Here is a 21,095-nt window from a genome sequence, read left to right as displayed (position 1 = left end):
GCGCCACGCCCAGCGCCGCCATGCGCTTGCGCTTGTGCGGTGCATCATGCCCCACGATTGGGATGCGCTGCACCAAAGGCGACCAAATATATCACCCCGTGATATATTACGCGCACCATTCCAAAGCGCCCCCCGTTACAAGAATGCCAACCGCCCCCGCTGTCTCTGCCCTGGCGCAGAATGCCCGTGCATGGCTGCGCACATTCGTTCCGCTACCCGTTGCCGCCAGCCGCAAGGAGCGCCTCAAGAGTTGCCTGGGCGCCCTGCTGGGCTTGCTCTGCACTGAATGGATCAGCCACCAGACCCTGGGCGGCTTCAACCCCTGGTTTGTCGCGCCGATGGGGGCCTGCGCGGTGCTGCTGTTCGCCGTGCCGTCATCGCCGCTGGCACAGCCCTGGTCAGTCATTGGCGGCAATCTGATTGCCGCGGTGATCGGCGTGGCGTGCGCGCGCTGGATCCCGGAACCCGGCCTGGCCGCAGCGGTCGCAGTGGCTGTCTCCATCGCCCTGATGTTCCAGTTCCACTGCGTGCACCCGCCCAGCGGCGCCGTGGCCATCACCGCCGTATTCGGCGGGCCAGCGGTCAGTGCGCTGGGCTTCGGCTTTGTTGCCGTGCCCGTGCTGTTCAATTCGATGCTGCTGCTGATGATGGCGCTGGCCTTCAACAACCTGTCGCGGCGGCGCTACCCGCACCGCCCGCCCGAGCCTGCAATGCAGCACGGGACGAAGGACGTGCCGCCATCCCAGCGCGTGGGCGTCACCCGCGCCGACCTCGATGCTGCGCTGAAGGTGCGCGGCGAATTCCTGGATATCGAAGAAGACGACCTCGAACAGATCCTGGTGGCCGCGCAGTTGCGCGCCTACCGGCGCCACTTCGGCAACGTGCTGTGCGGCGAGATCATGTCGCGCGACGTGATCATGGTGACCCCGGACCAGCCTGCGCATGAGGCCGGGCACCTGCTGTCGCGGCACCGCATCAAGGCCCTGCCGGTGGTGGACGCCACCCGGCGGCTGGTGGGGATCATCACTCAGAGCGACTTTTTTGCGGCGCAGCGTGATACCGGTGCGCGGCGGCTGGCTGGTACCGTGCGGAACCTGATGACGCGGGCGGTGGTGACTGCCCGTGCTGACCAGCCGATGGTGGAGCTGGCGCAGGCCTTCTCTGACGGCGGCCTGCACCACGCGCCGGTGATCGACGACCACCGGCGCGTAGTGGGGATGGTGACGCAGTCGGATCTGGTGGCTGCGCTGCTCAAGAGTGGGGTGATGGCGGTGCCGGACCACGGCACACTACGATAAAAGGTGCCGCCCGCAGGGCCAGTAAACGCGCTTTAGGTTAATTTTTCCGCTCGGACAAGAAGTGACTCGCCGGCTACGCCGGCGAAACAGCCACCTCCGCCAAGAGCCACAAACCGACCGCAGGCGAAAAGCCAAATACCCACCCGCTATCCACCGTCACAAACCTATGGCACTGTGCCCCCACCAGGGGGAACACGCCGCACGCAGCGGCCCACCGCCATAGTGACGACTAACCCACCCATCATCCCCCTTCCGCATCGCCCCACCCAACGTAAGCTATATTTACGCCGTTCCCGTCACACCGGCGGGGCCAAGGGAGAGCCATCCATGAGTTCCGGCCAGTTAATTGAGAAAATCGCAGCCGTCTTCGCGCTGATCGTGCTGATCGGCGGCTCGCTGCTGGTGCTGGCGCCGTTCACCACTGCGCTGCTGTGGGGCGCGATCCTGGCCTTCAGCTCGTGGTACCCCTACACGGTGCTGTCCCGCTGGCTGGGCAACCGGCGCAACCTGGCGGCGTTGATCTGCGTGCTGCTGGCCACCGTGGTGGTGCTGGGTCCGTTCGTCTATGCCGGCGCCAGCTTCTCGGCGCACCTGGACGACCTGTCCGCGCTGGTCGACCGCTATATGGAACACGGCCTCCCACAGCTGCCCGCCTGGCTGAGCAGCGTGCCCTATGTCGGCTCCTACTTGCAGAACTCCTGGAACAGCGTCATCAATGCCGATTCCGAGATGGTCGCCAACCTGCGCAAGCTGATCGCCCCGGTTGGCCACGTGCTGCTGGGCGCCGGACTGTCGATCGGCGCCGGGCTGGGCCAGCTGGCGCTGTCGATCATTCTTGCGTTCTTCTTCTATACCGGCGGCGAGTTCGCCATTGCCTGGCTGCGCGCGGGCATGCGCCGCATCGCCGGCGAGCGCGCCGACCACCTGCTGGAGCTGGCCGGCAGCACCGTCAAGGGCGTGGTCTACGGCGTGCTGGGCACGGCCTTCATCCAGGCGGTGCTGGCCGGCATCGGCCTGTGGATCGCGGGCGTGCCGGGCGCGGCCATCCTGGGCTTCGTGACCTTCTTCCTGTCGGTGATCCCCGTCGGCCCGCCGCTGGTGTGGCTGCCGGCCGCGCTGTGGCTGTACCACACTGGCGCCACCGGCTGGGCCATCTTCCTGGTGGTATGGGGCGTGGGCGTGGTCAGCATGGCTGACAACATCGTCAAGCCGCTGCTGATCAGCAAGGGCACCGGCATGCCGCTGATCTGGATCATGCTGGGCGTGCTGGGCGGCGCACTGGCGTTCGGCTTCCTGGGCGTGTTCATCGGACCGACGCTGCTGGCAGTGGCCTATGCGCTGCTGCGCGACTGGACCATCGGCTCGCAGGCAGAGGTAAAGCATGACCTGAAGCAGGGCGAGGCACTGGCGGCCGCGCCGCCGGCGCCGGCCGTGGTCGACAACCCCGACGTCCCGCCGGCCACGACCGGCAAGCACCCCGGCTGATGGCAGGACACGACGCGCCCGCCGCGCCCGCCACCCCCGCCACCCCCGCCATCTCGCCGGCCGCGTTGCACCGGCTGGTGGCGTGCGAATACTGTGACGCGGTCTACGAACGCACGCCGATCTCGCCCGGCGAGCGCGCGCTGTGCCTGCGCTGCGGCGGCCAGCTCTACCGCGAAAGCCGCCGCCAGTATCAACGGCTGCTGCCGCTGGTGATCACCGCGCTGATCCTGTTCCTGGTCTCCAACGCCTACCCGATCGTCGAGATGGACCTGCAGGGGGTCCGCACCCAGACCACGCTGCTGGGCGCCGTGCAGGCCCTGTACACCGACAAGATGGGGCTGGTGGCGGCACTGGTGTTCGCCACCACCATCCTGTTCCCGCTGTCCGAAATGCTGATGATGGCCTACCTGCTGGTGCCGATGGCACAGCACCGCATGCCCGCCGGCTTCGACCGCATCGTGCGCGGCATCCGCCAGACCCGGCCCTGGGGCATGATCGAAGTGTTCATGATCGGCGTGCTGGTCACGCTGGTGAAGCTGTCCAGCATGGCGCGCGTGCTGCCCGGCATCGCGCTGTGGTCGTTCGCGGCGCTGGTGATCGTGCTGGCGGCAATGCTGTCGTTCGATCCGCGCGACCTGTGGCGCCACCTGGAAACGCCCGATGACAACGCCGCGGCTGCGGGCGAGGAAGGCCGATGACGGACCAGCCGCAACGGCCGACGCAGCGTCCCGGCCAGCCAGGCGGCCGCCTGGCCCGCCCGCGCCAGCTGGCGCGCGAGGTGGTGGCCGAACTCACCGACGACGACGAGCGCAACCCGCTGCCGCAGGTGCCGACCGCCAGCCGGCTGGGCCTGCTGTCATGCCACGCCTGCGACCTGATCAGCCCGCGCACACTGGAGGGCGAGCCCTGCCCGCGCTGCGGCGCCACCCTGCACCATCGCAAGCCCGACAGCCTGGCGCGCACCTGGGCCTTCCTGCTGGCCGCCTTTATCCTCTATATTCCGGCCAACGTGCTGCCGGTGATGGTGACGCAGTCCATCCTCGGCACGCAGCAGGACACCATCCTGTCCGGCGTGATCTACCTGTGGCTGTCCGGCTCGCGCATGCTGGCCGGGCTGGTGCTGATCGCCAGCATCATCGTGCCGCTACTGAAGATGGTGATCCTCACCTTCCTGCTGCTGTCCGTGCATTTCCGCTCGACCTGGCGGATCCGGCAGCAGACCCGGCTGTACGGGCTGGTGGAGGTGATCGGCCGCTGGTCGATGCTCGATATTTTCGTGGTGGCGCTGCTGGCCTCGCTGGTGCGGGCCGGGGCGCTGGCCACCATCATCCCCGGCGGCGGCGCGCTGGCCTTTGGCGCGGTCGTGGTCATGACCATGCTGGCCTCGCTCAGCTTCGATCCGCGCCTGCTGTGGGATTCGCTGGAAGACAACAATGCCCGACACTGACAACCAAGCCTCCACGCCCGCGGGGTCGCCCCCGCCGGGCCTGCCGCGGCCCGAACGCCGGCGCCGCGCGCGCTGGCTGCCCTCGCTGGTCTGGCTGATCCCGATCGTCGCCGCGGTGGTCGGCATCTCGCTGCTGGTGCATACGCTGACCTCGCGCGGGCCGGAGATCACCGTCACCTTCCGCACGGCCGAAGGCCTGACTCCCGGCAAGACCGCGGTGCGCTACAAGGACGTCGACATCGGGCTGGTCAAGTCGGTGCGGCTGGCGCGCGACCGCTCGCACGTGGTGGCGTCGATCGACCTGACCAAGGACGCCGAGAACTTCGCCGTGGCCGACACCCGCTTCTGGGTGGTGCGTCCGCGCTTTGCGGCCAGCGGCGTGTCCGGGCTGGAGACGCTGCTGTCGGGCGCCTATATCGGCGTGGATGCGGGCAAGTCCAATGAATCCGCGCGCGACTTCAAGGGGCTGGAAGTGCCGCCGGTGGTGACCACCGATGCCTCCGGCAAGCAGTTCGTGCTGCGCGCCTCCGAGCTGGGCTCGCTCGATATCGGCTCGCCGGTCTACTACCGGCGCGTGCTGGTGGGCCAGGTGGTGGCCTACCAGCTCGACCCCAACGGGCGCGACCTCACGCTGCGCGTGTTCGTCAACAAACCCTATGACAAGCTGGTCACCGCCGACACGCGCTTCTGGCATGCCAGCGGCGTCGACCTGAAGCTCGATGCCGGCGGGCTCAAGCTGTCGACGCAGTCGCTGGTGACGGTGCTGCTGGGCGGCGTCGCCTTCCAGGCGCCGGACCACACCACCGCCACCGACGCCGCGGCAGAGAACACGCAGTTCCTGCTGGCCAACGACCAGACCGAGGCGATGAAGGAGCCGGAAGAACTGGCGCCCACGCTGGCGGTGCTCAATTTCGACCAGTCCGTGCGCGGGCTGTCACCGGGTGCACCGGTGGACTTCCGCGGCGTGATCGTGGGCCAGGTGCGGTCGATCGGCATCGAGTACCAGCGCGACAAGAAAGCGTTCCGCATGCCCGTGGTGGTGGAGCTGTACCCGTCGCGCATGGGCTTCCGCGAACGCGATGTCGAAGACCGCGAGCGCGCGCGCAAGATCATCCAGGGCCTGCTGCAGCGTGGCATGCGCGCACAGTTGCGCACCGGCAACCTGCTCACCGGCCAGCTGTACGTGGCGCTCGACTTCTTCCCGAAGGCGCCGCCGGCCAAGGTCGACCTGGACGCGCCGATTCCTGAGTTCGCCACTACCCCAGGCACCTTCGACCAGATCCAGGCGCAGGTAGGCGACATCGTCAACCGCATCGACAAGGTGCCGTTCGACCAGATCGGCCAGGACCTGCGCACCACGGTGGCTAGCCTGAACAAGACGCTGGCGACCGCCGACAAGCTGGTGCAGCAGCTCAACGGCGACGTTGCGCCGCAGGTGCTGGCCGCGCTGCAGGACGCGCGCAAGACCCTGACCGCGGCCAACGGCACGCTGGCGTCGGACGCGCCGCTGCAGCAGGACACGCGCCGCATGCTGCAGGAACTGACGCGCACCGCAACGTCGCTGCGCACGCTGACCGATTACCTGGAACGCCACCCTGAAGCGCTGCTGCGCGGCAAGCCGGAGCAAGAATGATGAAGCGCCTTACTATCACCAGCCTCCTCGCCGGCGCGCTGGTCGCGGCCGTGCTGGCCGGGTGCGCCTCGCCCGAGCCGCGCTACTACACGCTGGCGCAGGGCGCGGGCGCGCCGCTGCCGGCCACGACGACGCCGGCGTCGACCAACACGCTATGGCTGGAAGTCGCGCCGGTGCGCGTGCCGGAGCGGCTCAACCGCCCGCAACTGGTGGTGCGCGATGGCGGCGACGCCAGCCTGCGCCTGCTGGACCTGGCGCGCTGGTCCGCGCCGCTGCCCGACGAGCTGCGCGACGCGCTGTCGCAACGCCTGCAGGCCACGCTGGGCGCGGTCGACACCTACCAGCAGGGGATGTCGGACGTGCAGCCGCTGTACCGGATCACCACGGAGGTGCTGCGCCTGGATGCCGACGTGGGCCAGCGTGCCGGCGCCACCATCAACTGGACCGTGCGGCGGCTGCCGGACGGCAAGGTGGTCAGCGGCCGCACCCAGGCAGAGCTGCCCGCGCCCGGCGCGGTCGATGGCGTCGTGGCGGCGTACCGCGAGATCGTCGCCAGCACGGCGGCCGATATCGCGGCCGGGGTGCAGTCGCTGCGGCCCTAGGGCCTATTCACAGGCCCTAATCGTCGCCCCACGCCGCCGTGTCGCGCTCGCGGCGCGCGGCGGCTTCAGCGGCCCGCCGGTGAATCGCCTCGGCCATCGCCGCCAGGCACTCGGCCGCCCCACCCTGCACCAGCTTCGCCGCACACGCCAGCATCAGGTTCTTGCCCAGCCCGAAATCCTCCACCACGAAGCCGCGCGCATCCAGCGGCGCGCCATCCTCGTCGGTGGCCACGGCAACGCGCTCGCGCAGCGTGCCCGCATCCGCGCTGTAGGCCCAGACCGGCTTCTGCAGCGCCACCGCAAAGCCCACCTCGAACGCCGTGCCGGAATCCGGCTCGCCCAGTCCGCGGAAATCGTCGAGGTTGGCCATCACCATGTCGGCGCGCCGCAGCAGCACAAGATTGGCGTCATAGATCCAGCGCGCGGTGTCGGCGCCCGACAGGCCACCGGGCGCGGATTTGTCGAGTGGATACAGGCCGCTGAAGCCGTGCGCTGCGCACAGCGCCTTGAGGTGCTCGCCCCAGGCGCGCGCATCCTTGCGAAAGACGTCGAAGCCAGCCAGGTAGATGGTTTTCATGGCACGTGAAGTGGGGCAACAGGGATCAGGATCGCAGCATAACCCGCCGCCCGCGGGCGCGATACCACCGGCCTGCACGAACATCGCACAACTTGCGCGCGCACGATTTGCCTGCCCCCTGCGCATGGGGGGCCCTTGCGCTACCATTGCCCGTCCCCTCCTTGCATCCCGCATCCCATGTCTGCTCCCCAGATCCTCCAGGTCGGCCCGCTCGCGCCGCAGACCAATGCCACCCTGCGGCAGCAATACGGCGCCGCCGCGCTGTGGCAGCAGACCGATCCGATCGCGTGGGCGCGCAGCGAGGGCCAGCAAGTGCGCGTGGTGGTGACCTCGGCGCGCCACGGCTGCAGCGCGGCGCTGATCGATGCGCTGCCGCGCCTGGAAGCCATCGTCAGCTTCGGCGTCGGCTATGACGCGATTGCGCTGGATGCGGCCCGCGCGCGCGGCATCCAGGTCAGCAACACGCCCGACGTGCTCAACGACTGCGTCGCCGACCTGGCCTTCGGGCTGCTGCTGGATGCGGCGCGCGGCATCGCCCATGGCGACCGCTTCGTGCGCGCCGGGCGCTGGCCGCAGGGCGGCTTCCCGCTGACCACGCGCGTGTCGGGCAAGAAGCTCGGCATCCTCGGGCTGGGCCGCATCGGCGAGATCGTGGCGCGCCGCGCGCAGGGCTTCGACATGGAGATCGCGTACAACAACCGTCGCCTGCGCGAGGGCGCGCCGTGGCGCTTCGAGCCGGACCTGAAGGCGCTGGCGACGTGGGCCGACTTCCTGGTGGTGGCCACCGTCGGCGGGCCGTCGACGGCCGGGCTGGTGTCGCGCGAGGTCATCGACGCCCTCGGGCCCAGCGGCATCCTGGTCAATGTCTCGCGCGGCAGCGTGATCGACGAGGCGGCGATGGTGGCGGCGCTGGTTGACGGGCGCCTGGGCGGCGCCGGCCTGGATGTGTTCCAGGACGAGCCCAACGTGCCGCCCGCGCTGCTGGCGCTGGACAATGTCGTGCTGGCGCCCCACATGGCCAGCGGCACGCATGAAACGCGTGCCGCCATGACCGCGCTGACGCTGCAGAACCTGGATGCGTTCCTGGCTGACGGCAGGGTGCTGACGCCAGTGCTGTAGACGGCTACCCGCGTGCCTATACTGGATGCACCGGCTCCAGCCCACTCTGCGGGCCGGCGTCAGGAGGCATCATGGCACGCAAGTTTATCGATTGCCGCGAGTTCCCGAGCGACACCCACTGCACGGTGGCAATGAGCGCCGACAGCGAAGACGAACTGCTCGAAGCCGCGGTCCAGCACGCAGTGGCCGTGCACCAGCATCAGGACACCCCTGAGTTGCGCACCCAGTTGAAGTCATTATTCAAGGAAGGCATGCCGCCGGCGTGAAACCGGCACGGCTGGCGCCCGGGGGCGCCGGCCCCCACCCTTGGGGCGCATTCGCAGTCCCTGATACAGCACTTAAGCCACTTCGAATACCCATGACGGCCGTCATGGCGCATCATTGACGCAGCGCTATATACAGACGTATATTGCGCCTGACAGTCCACCCGCACAGGCCTTGCCGCACACGCCGGCTGGCCGATTCCCGAGGATTCCGATGTCTGCCTTCCGTTCCTGCCGCCGCGGGTTCCTGCTGGCCGCCTCCGTCGCCACGCTGGCGCTGGCCGCGCCGCCCGCCTTTGCCGCCGACCTGGTGGTGTCCGCGGCGTCCAGCCTGACCAACGCCTTCAAGTCGCTGGCCGAGTCGTTCGAGCGCGCCCATCCCGGCACGCACGTGGTGCTGAACTTCGGCGCGTCCGACGTGCTGATGCAGCAGATCATCAAGGGCGCGCCGGCCGACGTGTTCGCCTCGGCCGACCAGGAGGCGATGAACAAGGCCGAGGCCGAGAAGGTGATCGCGCCGGCCTCGCGCCGCAACTTTGCCGCCAACCAGGTGGTGCTGATCGTGCCCGCGGACAGCAAGCTGGCCATCGCCTCGCTGCAGGACCTGACCCGCCCGGAAGTCAAGCGCATCGCCTACGGCAACCCGGCCTCGGTGCCGGTGGGCCGCTACACCCGCGGCGCGCTGGAAGCGGCCGGGCTGTGGGACGCCGTGGCCGCCAAGGGCGTGCCGGCGCAGAACGTGCGCCAGAGCCTGGACTACGTGGCGCGCGGCGAGGTCGAGGCCGGCTTCGTCTTTGCCACCGACGCCGCGGTGATGCCGGACAAGGTCAAGGTGGCCGTGCGCGTGCCAAGCCGCACGCCGGTGACCTACCCCATCGCCATCACCGGCCAGACGCGCCAGCAGAAGGAAGCGGCGCAGTTCGTCGACTACGTCGCCTCGCCGGAAGGTCAGGCCATCCTGTCGCGTTTCGGCTTCCAGAAGCCCTGACGGAGCGTTGCGCGCACCATGGACGCCGTCTGGGTACCGCTGCTGCTGTCGCTGAAGGTGGCCGGCTGGGCCACCGCGCTGAATGCCGTGCTCGGCGTCGGCGCGGCCTGGGCGCTGGCGCGCTGGCGCTCGCCCCTGCGCGACGTGGTCGATGCGGTGCTGACGCTGCCGCTGGTGCTGCCGCCCACGGTGCTGGGCTACTACCTGCTGGTGCTGGTCGGGCGCCGTGGCGTATTCGGCGAGTGGCTGGCGCGCCTGGGCATTGAGCTGGTCTTTACCTGGCAAGGGGCGGTGCTGGCTTCCACCATCGTCGCCTTCCCGCTGGTGCTCAAGTCCGCGCGCGCCGCCTTTGAAGGCGTGGACCATCAGCTGGAAAATGCCGCCCGCGTGCTGGGCGTGCCCGAAGCCGGCATCTTCTTCCGCGTCACGCTGCCGCTGGCCGCGCGCGGCATCATCGCCGGCGTGCTGCTGGCCTTTGCCCGCGCACTGGGCGAATTCGGCGCCACGCTGATGATCGCGGGCAACCTGCCCGGGCGCACGCAGACGCTGTCAGTCGCCATCTATGAAGCGGTGCAGGCCGGCGACGACAACACCGCCAACCTGCTGGTGCTGGTGACCTCCGTCACCTGCGTGCTGCTGCTGGTGGTCGCCGGGCGCCTGGTGCCGGCCGCTGCGCGCAATCCCGCTGAACTCTATGAACGCCGGCGCCTGCGCCCGCGCATCCGCTAAGCCGGATATCACGGATATCGCCATGAGCATGCACGTCAGCATCCGCAAGCAGATGGTCTCGGCCGACCGGCACTTTGCACTGGATATCGATTTCGATTCGGCCAGCCGGCGCATTGCGCTGTTCGGGCCCTCGGGCGCCGGCAAGAGCCTGACGCTGCGCGCCATCGCCGGCCTGCTGGCACCGGACAGCGGCCGCATCGTGCTGAACGGCCGCACGCTGTTCGATGCCGACGCCGGCATCGACGTGCGCCCGCAAGAGCGCCGCGTGGCCTACCTGTTCCAGGAATACGCGCTGTTCCCGCACCTGACCGTGGGCCAGAACATCGGCTTCGGCCTGTCGCACGGCTGGCGCAACCCGCGCCGCGGCGCCGTGCACCCCGAAGCGCAGCGCTGGATCGACGCCTTCGGCCTGGCGGACATTGTCGGCAACTACCCCGCGGAGATCTCTGGCGGCCAGAAGCAGCGCGTGGCGCTGGCGCGCGCGCTGGTGGCGCAGCCCGATATCGTGTTGCTGGACGAACCCTTCTCCGCGCTGGACCCCGCGCTGCGCGCCCGCATGCGTGCGGAGTTGCGCACGCTGCAGGCCAGCCTGGATGTGCCGATGCTGGTGATCTCGCACGACCCCGCCGATGTCGAGGCTCTCGGCGACCACGTGCTGGAAATCCGCGAGGGCCGCATCTTCGGCAGCGGCACCAGCCGCCACCATCCGCCGGTCTACGCGCCGGTGTCGGCGCGCGTGGCCTGAGCCGAGCGCAGCAGGTCGACGTAGGCGCCTTCAATCAGGTTCGACGCGGGGATGCCCAGCCGCGCCAGCAATGCGTGTGCTTCGGCCACGCCGTCCTCCAGGCGCTCGTCTTCGGCCAGCACCACCTCCAGTTCCAGGAAATCGCCCAACGCGTCGACCCGGTCCAGGTGCACGCGCGTGCGGCCAGCCAGGTACAGCGTGCGCAGCTTGCGCACCCGCCCGCCCTCGCCATGCGCCGCGGCCAGCGCCGCGCGCAGCGTGGCGGGCGATTGCGTTGGCGACAGGATGTAGAAGCTCTCCTTCGGCCCCGCCTCGTCGGCACGCGCATAGAAGATCAGCTCGCCGCGGTCGGGGGCGAACTCGCGCAGCTTGAGCCGGCCGTTGGCGCAGGGGAAGAAGGTATCGTCCTGGCGAATGTATTCGGGACCGCTATCGGCCAGCGCTGCCGCATGCGGCAGCACGGCTTCGATACTGTCAATGCGGGCCTTGATCTCGACGTTTCTTGGCATGCGTCTCTCTCCTTGCGATCAGCCCAGCAGCAGCCGCGCGGCAATCACCCACATGGTGATGCCGATCACCACTTCCAGCACCTGCCACGCGCGCGGCCGCGCAAACACCGGCCGCAGCAGCGCCGCGCCATAGCCCAGCGAAAAGAAGAACAGGAACGACGCGGTCATGGCACCCGCGGCGAACTCGCGCGCGTTCCCTGCGAACTGCGTCGACACCGAACCGATCAGCATCACCGTGTCGAGATACACATGCGGATTGAGCCAGGTGAACGCCAGGCATACCGCCAGCGTGGCCCCAAGCGGCCGTGGCGCGGCGTCACTGGGGTCCAGCACCGCGTTCGAGCGCCACGCGGCCAGGAAGCTGCGCGCGCCATACCAGATCAGGAAAGCCGCACCGCCGTAGCGCATCGCCGCGCCCAGCCAGGGCAGCTCGCGGATCATCACGGCAAAGCCGGATACGCCCAGCAGGATCAGCAGCGCATCGGAGAGCGCGCACACCAGGCAGACCCAAAATACATGCTCGCGCCGCAACCCTTGTCGCAGTACGAAGGCATTCTGGGAACCGATGGCAAGAATCAGGGAAAGGCCGAGGGAGAAGCCGGCCAGGGCGGCGTGCATTGGTTGTGGAACGGCTGTTTTTTTGGGTGGCTATTATTGCACGCCGGGGGCAGCCGCCATGCCCGCCCATCTTCCCATTCCTGCCGCAGGACTACCTCACGCCACTACGCCCAGGATCACACTTGACGCCTTGAACACCGCCACCGCAGCCACCCCCACCTCCAGCCCCAGCGCTTCCACACTCCCGTTGGTCACGATCGCCGCAACCGTACCGCCGCCGTCGAGTTCGATCACCACCTCGGCGTTCACCGCGCCAGGCATCACACGCGACACCACGCCCGGCAGCTGGTTGCGCGCCGACAGCCGCATCCCCGGATCGGGCAGCCCCACCAGCACCGACGATGCCTTGATCAGGGCGAACGCTTCGACCCCTTCGGCCAGTTCCAGCGTTTCGACGCTTTCATGCGTGATGGTGGCCACGACCTGCTGCCCGCCAGGCAGGTCCAGCACGACCTCATCATTGACCGCGCCGCCGCGCACGCTGGCCACGCGCCCGAACAGCTTGTTGCGTGCACTGGTCTTGATCATCATTCGCCTCATCAGGTGGATATCGTCGGCCGCCCCCTCGCCCAGGCGCGACAGCTGCGCGACAAAGCGCTGGTGTTCGTCTTCCAGCGCACGATAGGTGCGGATCAGTTGCTTGCCGCGCGCGGTCAGGTGCGTGCCGCCGCCGCCCTTGCCACCGGCGGCGCGCACCACCAGCGGCTCGCCCGCGCTGTTGTTCATGGCATCGATGGCGTCCCACGCGGCCTTGTAGCTGATGCCGACCGCGCGCGCGGCTGCGGTGATCGAGCCGTGTTCGCCGATGGCGGCGAGCAGCGCGATGCGGTCCTTGCCGCCCCAGTCTTGCGAGCCGGAGCGGAACCAGATGGCTCCCTGGAGTTCAAGCATGGATGTCGGGTGCCGGTGGCCGGCACCGCAATGGAGTCCGAGACGCGGCTATGGTAATCCGAATTGCGGATCGGTCCAGCATACTCGGTCCGGGTGCGCGGGGATATACCAGCACGGAACACTAGGCCATGATGTGCGCGCCGCCATCCACATAGACAGTATTGCCCGAGATGCGCCGCGCATACGGCGTGGCCAGGTAGGCAGTGGCAAAGCCCACGTCCATGATGTCGACCACCTCGCCCAGCGGCGCGCGCCCCGCGGCGTCGGCCAGCAGCAGGTCGAAGTCCTTCAGACCCGAGGCCGCGCGCGTCTTCAGCGGCCCGGGCGAGATCGCGTGGACGCGGATCCCCAGCGGCCCCAGCTCGTGCGCCAGGTAGCGGCAGCTGGCTTCCAGCGCCGCCTTGACCGGGCCCATCAGGTCATAGTTGGGCACGACGCGGTTGGCACCTTCATAGCTCATCGCGAACAGCGTGCCACCCGCCTTCATCAGCGGCGCCGCATGCCGCGCCATGCGGATGAACGAGTGGCACGAGATATCCATGGCGCGCGCAAAGCCCTCGGCCGACGAGTTGAGCAGGCCGCCCTGCAGGTCGGCCTTGGGCGCGAACGCGATCGAATGCACCACCGAGTCGAGGCCGCCCCACACGCTTTCGATGCGAGCAAACAGCGCCTCCATCTGCCCGGCGTCTTCCACGTTCAGCGGCATCAGGATCGGCGCCTGCACCGCCTCGGCCAGCGGCGCGACGTGCGGGTAGGCCTTGTCGTTCAGGTAGGTCATGGCGACCTGCGCGCCGAGCTCGCGAAAGGCCCTGGCGCAGCCCCACGCGATCGAATCGGCATTGGCCACGCCGACCACCAGCACGCGGGCGCCTTCAAGCGGCGGATTGGATACGTTGACCATGGCGTGGCTCCGGGATGATGTCAGGCGCTATGGATGCTCAACTGAAACGCTCAGCTGCGCGGCCGTGGTGTCGTGCCCGCAGCCGGCTGGCGCGGCGGCACCGCGCGCGAGGCCTGCGGCTTGCCGGCCTGCGCGTGCTCGTCTGGCGGCGCCTCGCCCTCCGCTGCCTCGGCCACGTCGGCACGGCCGACGGCATCCGCAACCTCCGGCGGATGCCGCGTGCCCATCACCTCGGCGACCTCGCGATAGCGTGCCAGGTGTTCGCCTTCCAGCGGACCCTTGACCGTCATCACGCGATGCGCCGCCACCATCAGCCTGCGGCGCGTGTCGCGATCCGGCACCAGCGCCGGCAGCGCCTGGATCGCCCGCTTTGGATCCAGCCGCACGATAAAGCTCTGCTGGCGCACCGCCGCCTTGAAGGTCGCCAGGTCTGCATGTGCCGTGCCCTCGGACTGCTCGCGTGCCATGCGGCGCAGCAGGTTGAAGGGGCGTTCCTCGATGGAACTCGGGCGGTCGGCCACATAGGCCAGCACGCGCACGAAGGCTTCGAGCGGACCGCCCTGCCCGATCGCCGCCTCGGCATCGTGCAGCCGGCGCTCGGCAAGCTCCTTGCGCAGCGCCACGGTGACGGGCGACTCCACGTTGACCGGCGCCTGCGCGCGCATGCCCACCAGCGCCGCCATCGCCGGCGAGTTGTAGATCGCCTCGAAGGCCCGCTCGTACCACGCGTCGCGCGCATCGCGGTACTGGTCGAGCGCGTTGACGATCTGCTCCGAGGCCGCCTTCTCCATCGCCAGGAACGGGTTGTCCGGCGATACCGGCGCGCGGTTGGCGCGCACCATCGGCGCCATCGCGCCGATCCAGGCCATCCACGGATTCATGTCGGTCGCTACCGCCCGCTCCAGCCGCGCGGGGTGCAGCGCGCGCATCCACTGCGCGCTGAATTCGTTGGACATCGCGCGCACCCACGGCGAGGCGAAGGTGTCGTAGATATGCTGGTTGATCTCGGCCACGCGGCGCACCACCTCGAAGGGGCGCTCGTCCTCGCGGCCGTCGTCCAGCGCCAGGATATCGGTCACGCTGCGGCGCTCGAAGCGGATCAGGTAGCGCCCTTCGACCAGGTCGCGGTGCGGCAGGCCGGGTGCAATGTCTTCGATTTTGGCCTCGTACAGGCCCGGCGGCAGCACGTCGATCAGGTCCAGCGCGCAGAACAGTTCGCTGTGCTCGCGGTTGGCCACACCGGCGGACACGAAGATGCCCAGGTGGCCCACGGTCGGGTGCAGGCAGTAGACGATCACCTGGTCGTTGGCGACCAGCTCTTCGTCGGTGGGGTACAGGTCCGGGATCCAGTTCAGCGCCTGCTGCGGCGGCGTGATGTTGTCCCCCCAGGACGCGAAGACGATCACCGGCGAACGCACGTTGCGCAGATCGACCACGGTCTTGCCGTCGCTGCTGCGCACCTCGCCCGCGGTCAGCCGGTTGCCGACGAACAGGTTCTGCACGATCCAGTCGATCTCTTCGCGGTTCATCAGGAAGTGGCCGCCCCACCAGCGCTCGAATTCCAGGAAGCGCGGGCCTTCCGTATCGGCCTTGGCGTAGACGTCGTAGAGCTTCTTCCACAGCGTATTGGCGGGATTGAGCTGCTCGAAGTTCTGCACCAGCCAGGCGCCGTCGAAGCGTCCATTGCCCGTGTCGGCGGTCAGCGAGGCCAGCCACGAGCCGCCCAGCAGCCCGCCGCTGTAGCGCATCGGGTTGTGCCCGCGCACGCCCGACCAGTACGCCAGCGGCGCGCCGGCCACCAGCAGCGGCCCGGTACGCTCGGGCGCGACCGCGGCCAGGATCATCAGCGCCCAGCCGGCCTGGCAGTTGCCGACCACAAAGGGCTTGCCGGGTGCGTCCGGGTGCCGCTCGCTGACAATCTTCAGGAAGGCGGCCTCGGCACGCGCCACCGATTCGATGGTCTGGCCCGGGCAGGGCTCCTGGTAGAAGGTGACGAAGTAGCACGGATGGCCGGTGCGCAGCGCGATGCCGATCTCGCTGTCGGCCTTGAAGCCGCCGATGCCGGGGCCGTGGCCCGCGCGCGGGTCGACCACCACGAAGGCGCGCTTGGCGGGATCGGTCGGGCTGTCGGCCGGTGGCACGATGCGCAGCAGCGCGTAATTGACGGGCTCGGGCAGCTCACGGCCGTCAGCCAGCAGTTCGTGCTCGAACACCAGCACGGCCGGCATGCCCTCGCGTTCATGCTCCGCGGATTCGTTGCCGCGCTCGCGCAGGATGTCGAGCAGCAGCACGGTGCGCTGCCAGGCGTCGGTGACGTATTCCAGCGCCGGCTGGCCCAGCGCCGCGAACGGATTGGCGGCGCCTGCGGCCTGGCTGGTGGAGGGTGCTTGTGCGGACCCGCCCTGCGGCGGCCCGGCGGGTATGTGTGCGGTCATTCCACTTTCCCCTGTTGGCGCCGCTGCCGGCAGTCTGCGCGCTGTCGGCGCAGCCAGAGTGACGCATGTTGCGCTGCAACTAAAACAAGCCTAGCAGCCGCAAAGGGGTGGTGCAAGCCGCGAACGGGTGGTGCGTGAAGCCGCATCGCGGGCCGTCTGTACCTGTCATCGACGTGTCATCGACGCGACAGATTCGTCGCCTATACTGGCCGCGTGCGCTTGCGCGTTGCAGCAAACCCCGGTGCCTCGCGCCGGGCGCGAAACTTGACCGGACCGCTGTACGCCATCGCGCCGGACCAGTACCCTAGCCCTGCTTTCGCTCTCGGAACATCGTCATGACTGCTGCCTCGCCCGCCACGTCTGCCATGTCCGGACTTGCCGCGCCGACTGCCGACGCGCCGGACAAGTACGCCGCGCTGCTCGCGCGCTGCGCCGGGCTGCCGCCCATCCCCACCGCGGTGGCGCACCCCTGCGATGTCTCATCGCTGAGCGGCGCGCTCGAGGCCGCGGAGCTTGGCCTGATCGTGCCGATCCTGGTCGGGCCCGCCGCGCGCATCCGGCAGGTCGCCGCCGAGCATGGACTTGCGCTGGGCGACACCCGGATCATCGACACCGCGCACAGCCATGCCTCGGCCGAGCGCGCGGTTGAAGCCGTGCGCGCCGGCGACGCCGAGCTGCTGATGAAGGGCAGCCTGCACACCGACGAGCTGCTGCACGCGGTCACAGCCTCGGCGAGTGGCCTGCGCACCGGGCGGCGCCTGTCGCATGTGTTCGCCATGAGCGTGCCGCGCTACCACAAGCCGCTGTTCATCACCGATGCGGCGGTCAACATCTTCCCCACGCTCAACGAGAAGGCCGATATCTGCCGCAATGCCATCGACCTGGTGCGTGTGCTGGGCGTCGACCGTCCCAAGGTGGCGATCCTGTCGGCAGTGGAGACCGTCACCGACAAGATCCCCTCCACCATCGACGCGGCCGCACTGTGCACCATGTCCCGCCGCGGGCAGATCACCAACGGCTTGCTGGACGGGCCGCTCGCCTTCGACAACGCCATCAGCCGTGAAGCCGCCATCACCAAGGGCATCGACTCCGAGGTGGCCGGGGACCCCGACATCCTGCTGGTGCCTGACCTGGAAGCGGGCAATATGCTCGCCAAGCAACTCACCTTCCTGGCCGGCGCCGAAGCCGCCGGCATCGTGCTGGGCGCGCGCGTGCCCATCATCCTCACCAGCCGGGCCGACAGCGTGCGCGCACGCATCGGCAGCTGCGCCATCGCCGTGCTGCTGGCGCACGCGCGCCGCACCGCCGAAGCCGCGGCGCAAGTCTGAGCTGCGCCGGCCAGCTGCGCCGGCGCAACAACCTGGGAGTCCATCGAGCGTGACCGCCATTCAACCTGCCGCGCATCCCGTCATCCTCATCGTCAACGCCGGCTCGTCCAGCGTCAAGGTTTCGGTCTACGCCGTGCCCGAGGCCGCGCATGGCAATGCCGACATCAACCCGGTGCTGAGCGCGCACGGCCAGATCGAAGGCATCGGCGTGGCGCCGCGCCTCACCGCACGCATGGCCGACGGGCGCGTGGTCGCCGATGAGACCTTCCCGCAGGCCCAGGTGGCCGACCACGACGCCGCCTTCCGCCTGGTGCGTCTGGTGCTGAGCGTGGGCCTGCGCGACAACCCGCCGGTGGCGATCGGCCATCGCGTGGTGCATGGCGGCGCCGACTATGCGCAGGCGGTGCGCATCGACGACGAGGTGATCGCAAAGCTGGAGACGCTGGTGCCGCTGGCGCCGCTGCACCAGCCACACAACCTGACTGCCATCCGCGCGGTGCGCGAGGCCGTGCCGGACCTGCTGCAGGTGGCCTGCTTCGACACTGCCTTCCATGCCGGCCACGAGGTGCTGGCGCAGCTGATGGCGCTGCCCTACGCGTACTACGAGCGCGGCATCCGGCGCTATGGCTTCCACGGGCTGTCGTACGAGTACATCGCGCGCCGGCTGCGCCAGGTCGCGCCCGACCTGGCCGAAGGCCGCGTGATCGTGGCGCACCTGGGCAACGGCGCCAGCCTGTGCGCCATGCGCAACGGCCGCAGCGTGGAAAGCACCATGGGCCTGACCGCGCTCGACGGCCTGCCCATGGGCACGCGCTGCGGCTCGGTCGATCCCGGCGCGCTGCTGTGGCTGGCGCAGCAGGGCATGAAGCCGGCAGAGATCCAGGCGATGCTGTACCAGGAATCCGGGCTGAAAGGACTGTCAGGCGTGAGCAGCGACATGCGCGCGCTGCTGGCCAGCGATGCGCCGCGCGCGCGGCTGGCGGTGGACTTCTACGCCTACCGTGCCGCGCAGGAGATCGGCAAGCTCGCCACCACGCTGGGCGGGCTCGATGCGCTGGTGTTCACCGCGGGCATCGGCGCCAACTCGCCGCCGGTGCGCGCGCGCATCTGCGAACACCTGGCGGGCCTGTTCGGCATCGCGCTCGACGGCGGCGCCAACGGCGAGAACAGCCAGCGCATCAGCCGCGACGACAGCCGCGTGCCGGTGCTGGTGCTGCCGACCGATGAAGAAGGGATGATTGCGCTGAACACCGCCCGCATCCTGCGCGAATGCGGGCAGCTCTGAGTCAGCCTGCCAGGTAGTGCCCGCGCAGCTGCGCGATGTCCACTTCGAGCGCATCGCGCAGGTAGTTGTCGACGCTGCCCCAGCCTGCGTCGATGGCCTGCATCGACGCATCGAGATAGCTGGCGCGGACTTCCAGCAGCGGCGTCATCACCGCGGGGGCCACGCCAAGCCCGGCCATGCGCGCCAGCGCAGACTGGTTGAACTGCGCATTGCGCTGGTTCGACTCCAGATAGTTGGCGAGGATATCGTCCTGCGCCACGCCCAGCGCCGCCAGCAACAGCAGTGCGGCAAAGCCGGTGCGGTCCTTGCCTGCGGTGCAGTGGAACAGCAGCGTCTTGCCGCCCAGCGCGGCGCGCATGAAGCCGGCGAAGGCCTCGCGGTAGCGCACCGGGAAGTCGCCATAGACCTCCAGCATGAAAGCATCCATCTGTGCCGGCGTGCTGGCGCGCAGGCGCGGCATCAGCACGTCCATCGCCATGCTGCCCTCCAGCACCGGCGCCGCCACCCAGTGGAAGCGCTGGCCGAAGGCGGCCTCTTCAGGCGACTTCTCGCCGGGCGAACGGAAATCCACCACCATGTCGAGCCCGAGCGTCTGCAGCCGCTCCAGGTCCGCCGCGCTGGCCAGCGCGGGGTTGCCGCTGCGGTACAGGCGCCCCTGGCGCACGCGGCGTCCGCCCGCGCCGGCCAGGCCGCCCAGGTCGCGCGCATTGCTGATGGTGTCGAATGCCAGGTCATGCTGGCCCTTCACGCCCGCCGCGGCCTGAGCCTGCGGTACGACTGCATGGGTGTGCAGACAACCTGCGCGTTGAAGCCACTTGATCATTGTTCTTTCCTGATTGTCCTTGCGATGCGGGCCGATGCCGTGCCGGCGCTTCAGCGCGCCCGGTACGCCGGCACATGCCAGCGCAGATGGCAACCCGCGATATAGCGCCGGTCAAGCCGCGCCACCAGCTTCCACACGGTCAGCGCACTGGCATCGATATCGACCCACGCCCAGGGGTGCCTGGGGTCGCCTGCTTCCACCAGTTCCACCGAACGGATCTTCGCATACGGCGCCAGCGCCTCGCGCAGCGCCGCCGCGTCCAGCCCTGCTTTCAGTCCCCGTACTAAAACCTTCATGGTCGGCTCCAATTATTTCAGATCACTCCCGCTCATGCATCACCCGGCCGGGGCCATCGTGGCGCGCTTGCGCACACACGCCGCCGCCAGGCCTTATGTGGCGAGCTTCTCACTGGTATGACGCCTGCGGCGGCCCGGGTATCCATTGATCACGCGTGGATTTGATCTGGCTCATGACGGGCGGAAATAGCATGGAGTTGCCCTCGACAGGGCCGGCCGCCAGTCGGAAAATTCCTATCATGTCGAACGCGGCGGCCGCGCCAGCAGCGAGGCCGCTCCGGGTACACCGCACACGGATGCCGTCTCGCGACCGACACTTGCCTGTCCTGCCGGCCGTGCTGTCCCAGCGCCGGAGCGCCGCACTGTCCACCGAGAGCCGTCCGAGCCAGGTGCCCCCGGGTACCGACCAGGATCACCAACCAAAAGGATGCCGGCGATGACAGATACTTCCGCCTCCCCCCTTCCGTCCCCTCCGCCGCTGCTGCACAGGCTGTCGTGCCGACGCCGAAACTCACGCTGCACTGGGGCCTGTTCGCCGCCGTTGCTGCGCTGCTGGTGGTGCTGGCGATCCCGCAGCCCGAGGGGCTGACCGCCGCCGGCCAGCGCATGCTGGGGATCCTCGCATCGGCGTGATGGACTGGAAGACCATGCAGCAACGCACGCCGTGGGGCACGCTGATCGTGTCTGGAGTCGGCATCAGCCTGGGCACGGCACTGCTGTCCACCAACGCCGGCCAGTGGCTGGGGCAGTTCGTGGTCACGCATTCCGGGCTGGCGGCGCACGGCGCGCTGCTGGTGTTTGCGATCCTGTCGGCCTTCCTGATCCTGATCCACCTGGGCATTGCCAGCGGCACCGCGCTGACCGCGGCGATGCTGCCGGTCCTGATCGCGGTGCTGCAGACGCTGCCCGGCGACATCAACAGCGTGGGCATGACCATGCTGCTGGGCTTTACCGTCAGCTTCGGCTTTATCCTGCCGTTGACATCCTCCCCCACCACTCGCTAACGCTCACCGGCCTTGAGGCCGGAAAGGAGGGGGATTCCTTCTATGAGCAGTACTATGTCAAGGCCTTTGTGAACTCACTGGCTCTCCCTGGACGTGGCCAATACCTACGTGCAGGAGGG

At 69.0% G+C, this 21,095-nt stretch carries 22 protein-coding genes and 1 pseudogene; 15 read left to right on the top strand and 8 right to left on the bottom strand.

Annotated elements, in window-relative coordinates:
* The first annotated feature begins 143 nt into the window (after positions 1-143).
* The 6 genes from ACW4E8_RS32565 to ACW4E8_RS32540 all read left to right on the top strand — a co-directional run bounded on the left by ACW4E8_RS32565 (position 144) and on the right by ACW4E8_RS32540 (position 6,465).
* Complete coding sequence (locus ACW4E8_RS32565) at positions 144-1,298, top strand: HPP family protein (RefSeq protein WP_456808276.1); 1,155 nt, start codon at positions 144-146, stop codon at positions 1,296-1,298.
* A 327-nt stretch (positions 1,299-1,625) separates the two neighbouring features.
* Complete coding sequence (locus ACW4E8_RS32560) at positions 1,626-2,783, top strand: AI-2E family transporter (protein ID WP_456808275.1); 1,158 nt, start codon at positions 1,626-1,628, stop codon at positions 2,781-2,783.
* Entirely contained in the window at positions 2,783-3,481 is a 699-nt protein-coding gene (locus ACW4E8_RS32555) for a paraquat-inducible protein A (protein WP_456808274.1), read from the top strand. Before ACW4E8_RS32560 ends, ACW4E8_RS32555 begins: the two co-directional genes overlap by 1 nt.
* Positions 3,478-4,230 carry a paraquat-inducible protein A gene (locus ACW4E8_RS32550; RefSeq protein ID WP_456808273.1) on the top strand — a complete coding sequence of 251 codons (753 nt, stop codon included), beginning with the start codon at positions 3,478-3,480 and terminating at the stop codon, positions 4,228-4,230. The genes ACW4E8_RS32555 and ACW4E8_RS32550 overlap by 4 nt, the downstream gene beginning before the upstream one ends.
* A complete protein-coding gene (locus tag ACW4E8_RS32545) occupies positions 4,217-5,863 on the top strand; it encodes a PqiB family protein (protein ID WP_456808272.1) in 1,647 nt (548 codons plus the stop codon). The genes ACW4E8_RS32550 and ACW4E8_RS32545 overlap by 14 nt, the downstream gene beginning before the upstream one ends.
* Positions 5,860-6,465, top strand: a complete 606-nt coding sequence (locus ACW4E8_RS32540) for a PqiC family protein (RefSeq protein WP_456808271.1) — start codon at positions 5,860-5,862, stop codon at positions 6,463-6,465. Before ACW4E8_RS32545 ends, ACW4E8_RS32540 begins: the two co-directional genes overlap by 4 nt.
* Before the next feature lie 16 nt (positions 6,466-6,481).
* Here ACW4E8_RS32540 and ACW4E8_RS32535 read toward each other — a convergent pair whose 3' ends face one another.
* A complete protein-coding gene (locus tag ACW4E8_RS32535; RefSeq protein ID WP_456808270.1) occupies positions 6,482-7,042 on the bottom strand; it encodes a nucleoside 2-deoxyribosyltransferase in 561 nt (186 codons plus the stop codon).
* Between the two features lie 177 nt (positions 7,043-7,219).
* Here ACW4E8_RS32535 and ACW4E8_RS32530 point away from each other — a divergent pair, with 177 nt between their 5' ends.
* The 5 genes from ACW4E8_RS32530 to ACW4E8_RS32510 all read left to right on the top strand — a co-directional run bounded on the left by ACW4E8_RS32530 (position 7,220) and on the right by ACW4E8_RS32510 (position 10,886).
* A complete protein-coding gene (locus tag ACW4E8_RS32530) occupies positions 7,220-8,161 on the top strand; it encodes a 2-hydroxyacid dehydrogenase (RefSeq protein ID WP_456808269.1) in 942 nt (313 codons plus the stop codon).
* Between the two features lie 71 nt (positions 8,162-8,232).
* Positions 8,233-8,427 carry a DUF1059 domain-containing protein gene (locus ACW4E8_RS32525; RefSeq protein WP_013955718.1) on the top strand — a complete coding sequence of 65 codons (195 nt, stop codon included), beginning with the start codon at positions 8,233-8,235 and terminating at the stop codon, positions 8,425-8,427.
* Positions 8,428-8,638: 211 nt separating this feature from the next.
* The gene (gene modA, locus ACW4E8_RS32520; protein ID WP_456808268.1) at positions 8,639-9,412 is read left to right on the top strand and encodes a molybdate ABC transporter substrate-binding protein; all 774 of its coding nucleotides are present in this window, start codon (positions 8,639-8,641) and stop codon (positions 9,410-9,412) included.
* Between the two features lie 18 nt (positions 9,413-9,430).
* The gene (gene modB, locus ACW4E8_RS32515; protein WP_010811534.1) at positions 9,431-10,141 is read left to right on the top strand and encodes a molybdate ABC transporter permease subunit; all 711 of its coding nucleotides are present in this window, start codon (positions 9,431-9,433) and stop codon (positions 10,139-10,141) included.
* Between the two features lie 22 nt (positions 10,142-10,163).
* Positions 10,164-10,886, top strand: a complete 723-nt coding sequence (locus ACW4E8_RS32510; RefSeq protein ID WP_456808267.1) for an ATP-binding cassette domain-containing protein — start codon at positions 10,164-10,166, stop codon at positions 10,884-10,886.
* Here ACW4E8_RS32510 and ACW4E8_RS32505 read toward each other — a convergent pair.
* The 5 genes from ACW4E8_RS32505 to ACW4E8_RS32485 all read right to left on the bottom strand — a co-directional run bounded on the left by ACW4E8_RS32505 (position 10,856) and on the right by ACW4E8_RS32485 (position 16,240).
* Positions 10,856-11,395, bottom strand: a complete 540-nt coding sequence (locus ACW4E8_RS32505; protein WP_456808266.1) for a class IV adenylate cyclase — start codon at positions 11,393-11,395, stop codon at positions 10,856-10,858. The genes ACW4E8_RS32510 and ACW4E8_RS32505 overlap by 31 nt on opposite strands.
* Before the next feature lie 18 nt (positions 11,396-11,413).
* Positions 11,414-12,013 (bottom strand): LysE/ArgO family amino acid transporter, encoded by a 600-nt coding sequence (locus ACW4E8_RS32500; protein WP_013955713.1) that lies wholly within the window; start codon positions 12,011-12,013, stop codon positions 11,414-11,416.
* A gap of 96 nt (positions 12,014-12,109) precedes the next feature.
* Positions 12,110-12,904: a TOBE domain-containing protein gene (locus ACW4E8_RS32495; RefSeq protein ID WP_456808265.1), complete on the bottom strand. Its 795-nt coding sequence runs from the start codon at positions 12,902-12,904 to the stop codon at positions 12,110-12,112.
* Positions 12,905-13,025: 121 nt separating this feature from the next.
* Positions 13,026-13,805 (bottom strand): enoyl-ACP reductase FabI, encoded by a 780-nt coding sequence (fabI, locus tag ACW4E8_RS32490; protein ID WP_456808264.1) that lies wholly within the window; start codon positions 13,803-13,805, stop codon positions 13,026-13,028.
* Between the two features lie 50 nt (positions 13,806-13,855).
* Positions 13,856-16,240, bottom strand: a complete 2,385-nt coding sequence (locus ACW4E8_RS32485) for a DUF3141 domain-containing protein (RefSeq protein ID WP_456808263.1) — start codon at positions 16,238-16,240, stop codon at positions 13,856-13,858.
* Between the two features lie 335 nt (positions 16,241-16,575).
* On the opposite strand from ACW4E8_RS32485, the gene ACW4E8_RS32480 reads away from it, so the two are divergent.
* Both ACW4E8_RS32480 and ACW4E8_RS32475 read left to right on the top strand, forming a co-directional pair.
* Complete coding sequence (locus ACW4E8_RS32480; RefSeq protein WP_456808262.1) at positions 16,576-17,568, top strand: phosphate acetyltransferase; 993 nt, start codon at positions 16,576-16,578, stop codon at positions 17,566-17,568.
* A 49-nt stretch (positions 17,569-17,617) separates the two neighbouring features.
* Positions 17,618-18,853 carry an acetate/propionate family kinase gene (locus tag ACW4E8_RS32475; RefSeq protein WP_456808261.1) on the top strand — a complete coding sequence of 412 codons (1,236 nt, stop codon included), beginning with the start codon at positions 17,618-17,620 and terminating at the stop codon, positions 18,851-18,853.
* Position 18,854: 1 nt separating this feature from the next.
* Here ACW4E8_RS32475 and ACW4E8_RS32470 read toward each other — a convergent pair whose 3' ends face one another.
* Both ACW4E8_RS32470 and ACW4E8_RS32465 read right to left on the bottom strand, forming a co-directional pair.
* Positions 18,855-19,676 (bottom strand): tyrosine-protein phosphatase, encoded by an 822-nt coding sequence (locus ACW4E8_RS32470; protein ID WP_456808260.1) that lies wholly within the window; start codon positions 19,674-19,676, stop codon positions 18,855-18,857.
* Between the two features lie 50 nt (positions 19,677-19,726).
* Complete coding sequence (locus ACW4E8_RS32465) at positions 19,727-19,972, bottom strand: RNA-binding protein (protein WP_456808259.1); 246 nt, start codon at positions 19,970-19,972, stop codon at positions 19,727-19,729.
* A gap of 495 nt (positions 19,973-20,467) precedes the next feature.
* Between ACW4E8_RS32465 and ACW4E8_RS32460 the strand changes: the two genes are divergently transcribed.
* Both ACW4E8_RS32460 and ACW4E8_RS32455 read left to right on the top strand, forming a co-directional pair.
* Positions 20,468-20,605: a hypothetical protein gene (locus tag ACW4E8_RS32460; RefSeq protein ID WP_456808258.1), complete on the top strand. Its 138-nt coding sequence runs from the start codon at positions 20,468-20,470 to the stop codon at positions 20,603-20,605.
* Positions 20,590-20,958, top strand: a pseudogene (locus ACW4E8_RS32455) (anion permease); the annotation flags it as partial. The gene ACW4E8_RS32460 and the pseudogene ACW4E8_RS32455, both read left to right, overlap by 16 nt.
* Positions 20,959-21,095 lie beyond the last annotated feature (137 nt).

The organism is Cupriavidus sp. CP313, from assembly GCF_054072015.1.
The sequence above is the reverse complement of the archived record's forward strand: the minus strand, read 5'-3'. Positions and strand labels throughout refer to the sequence as shown.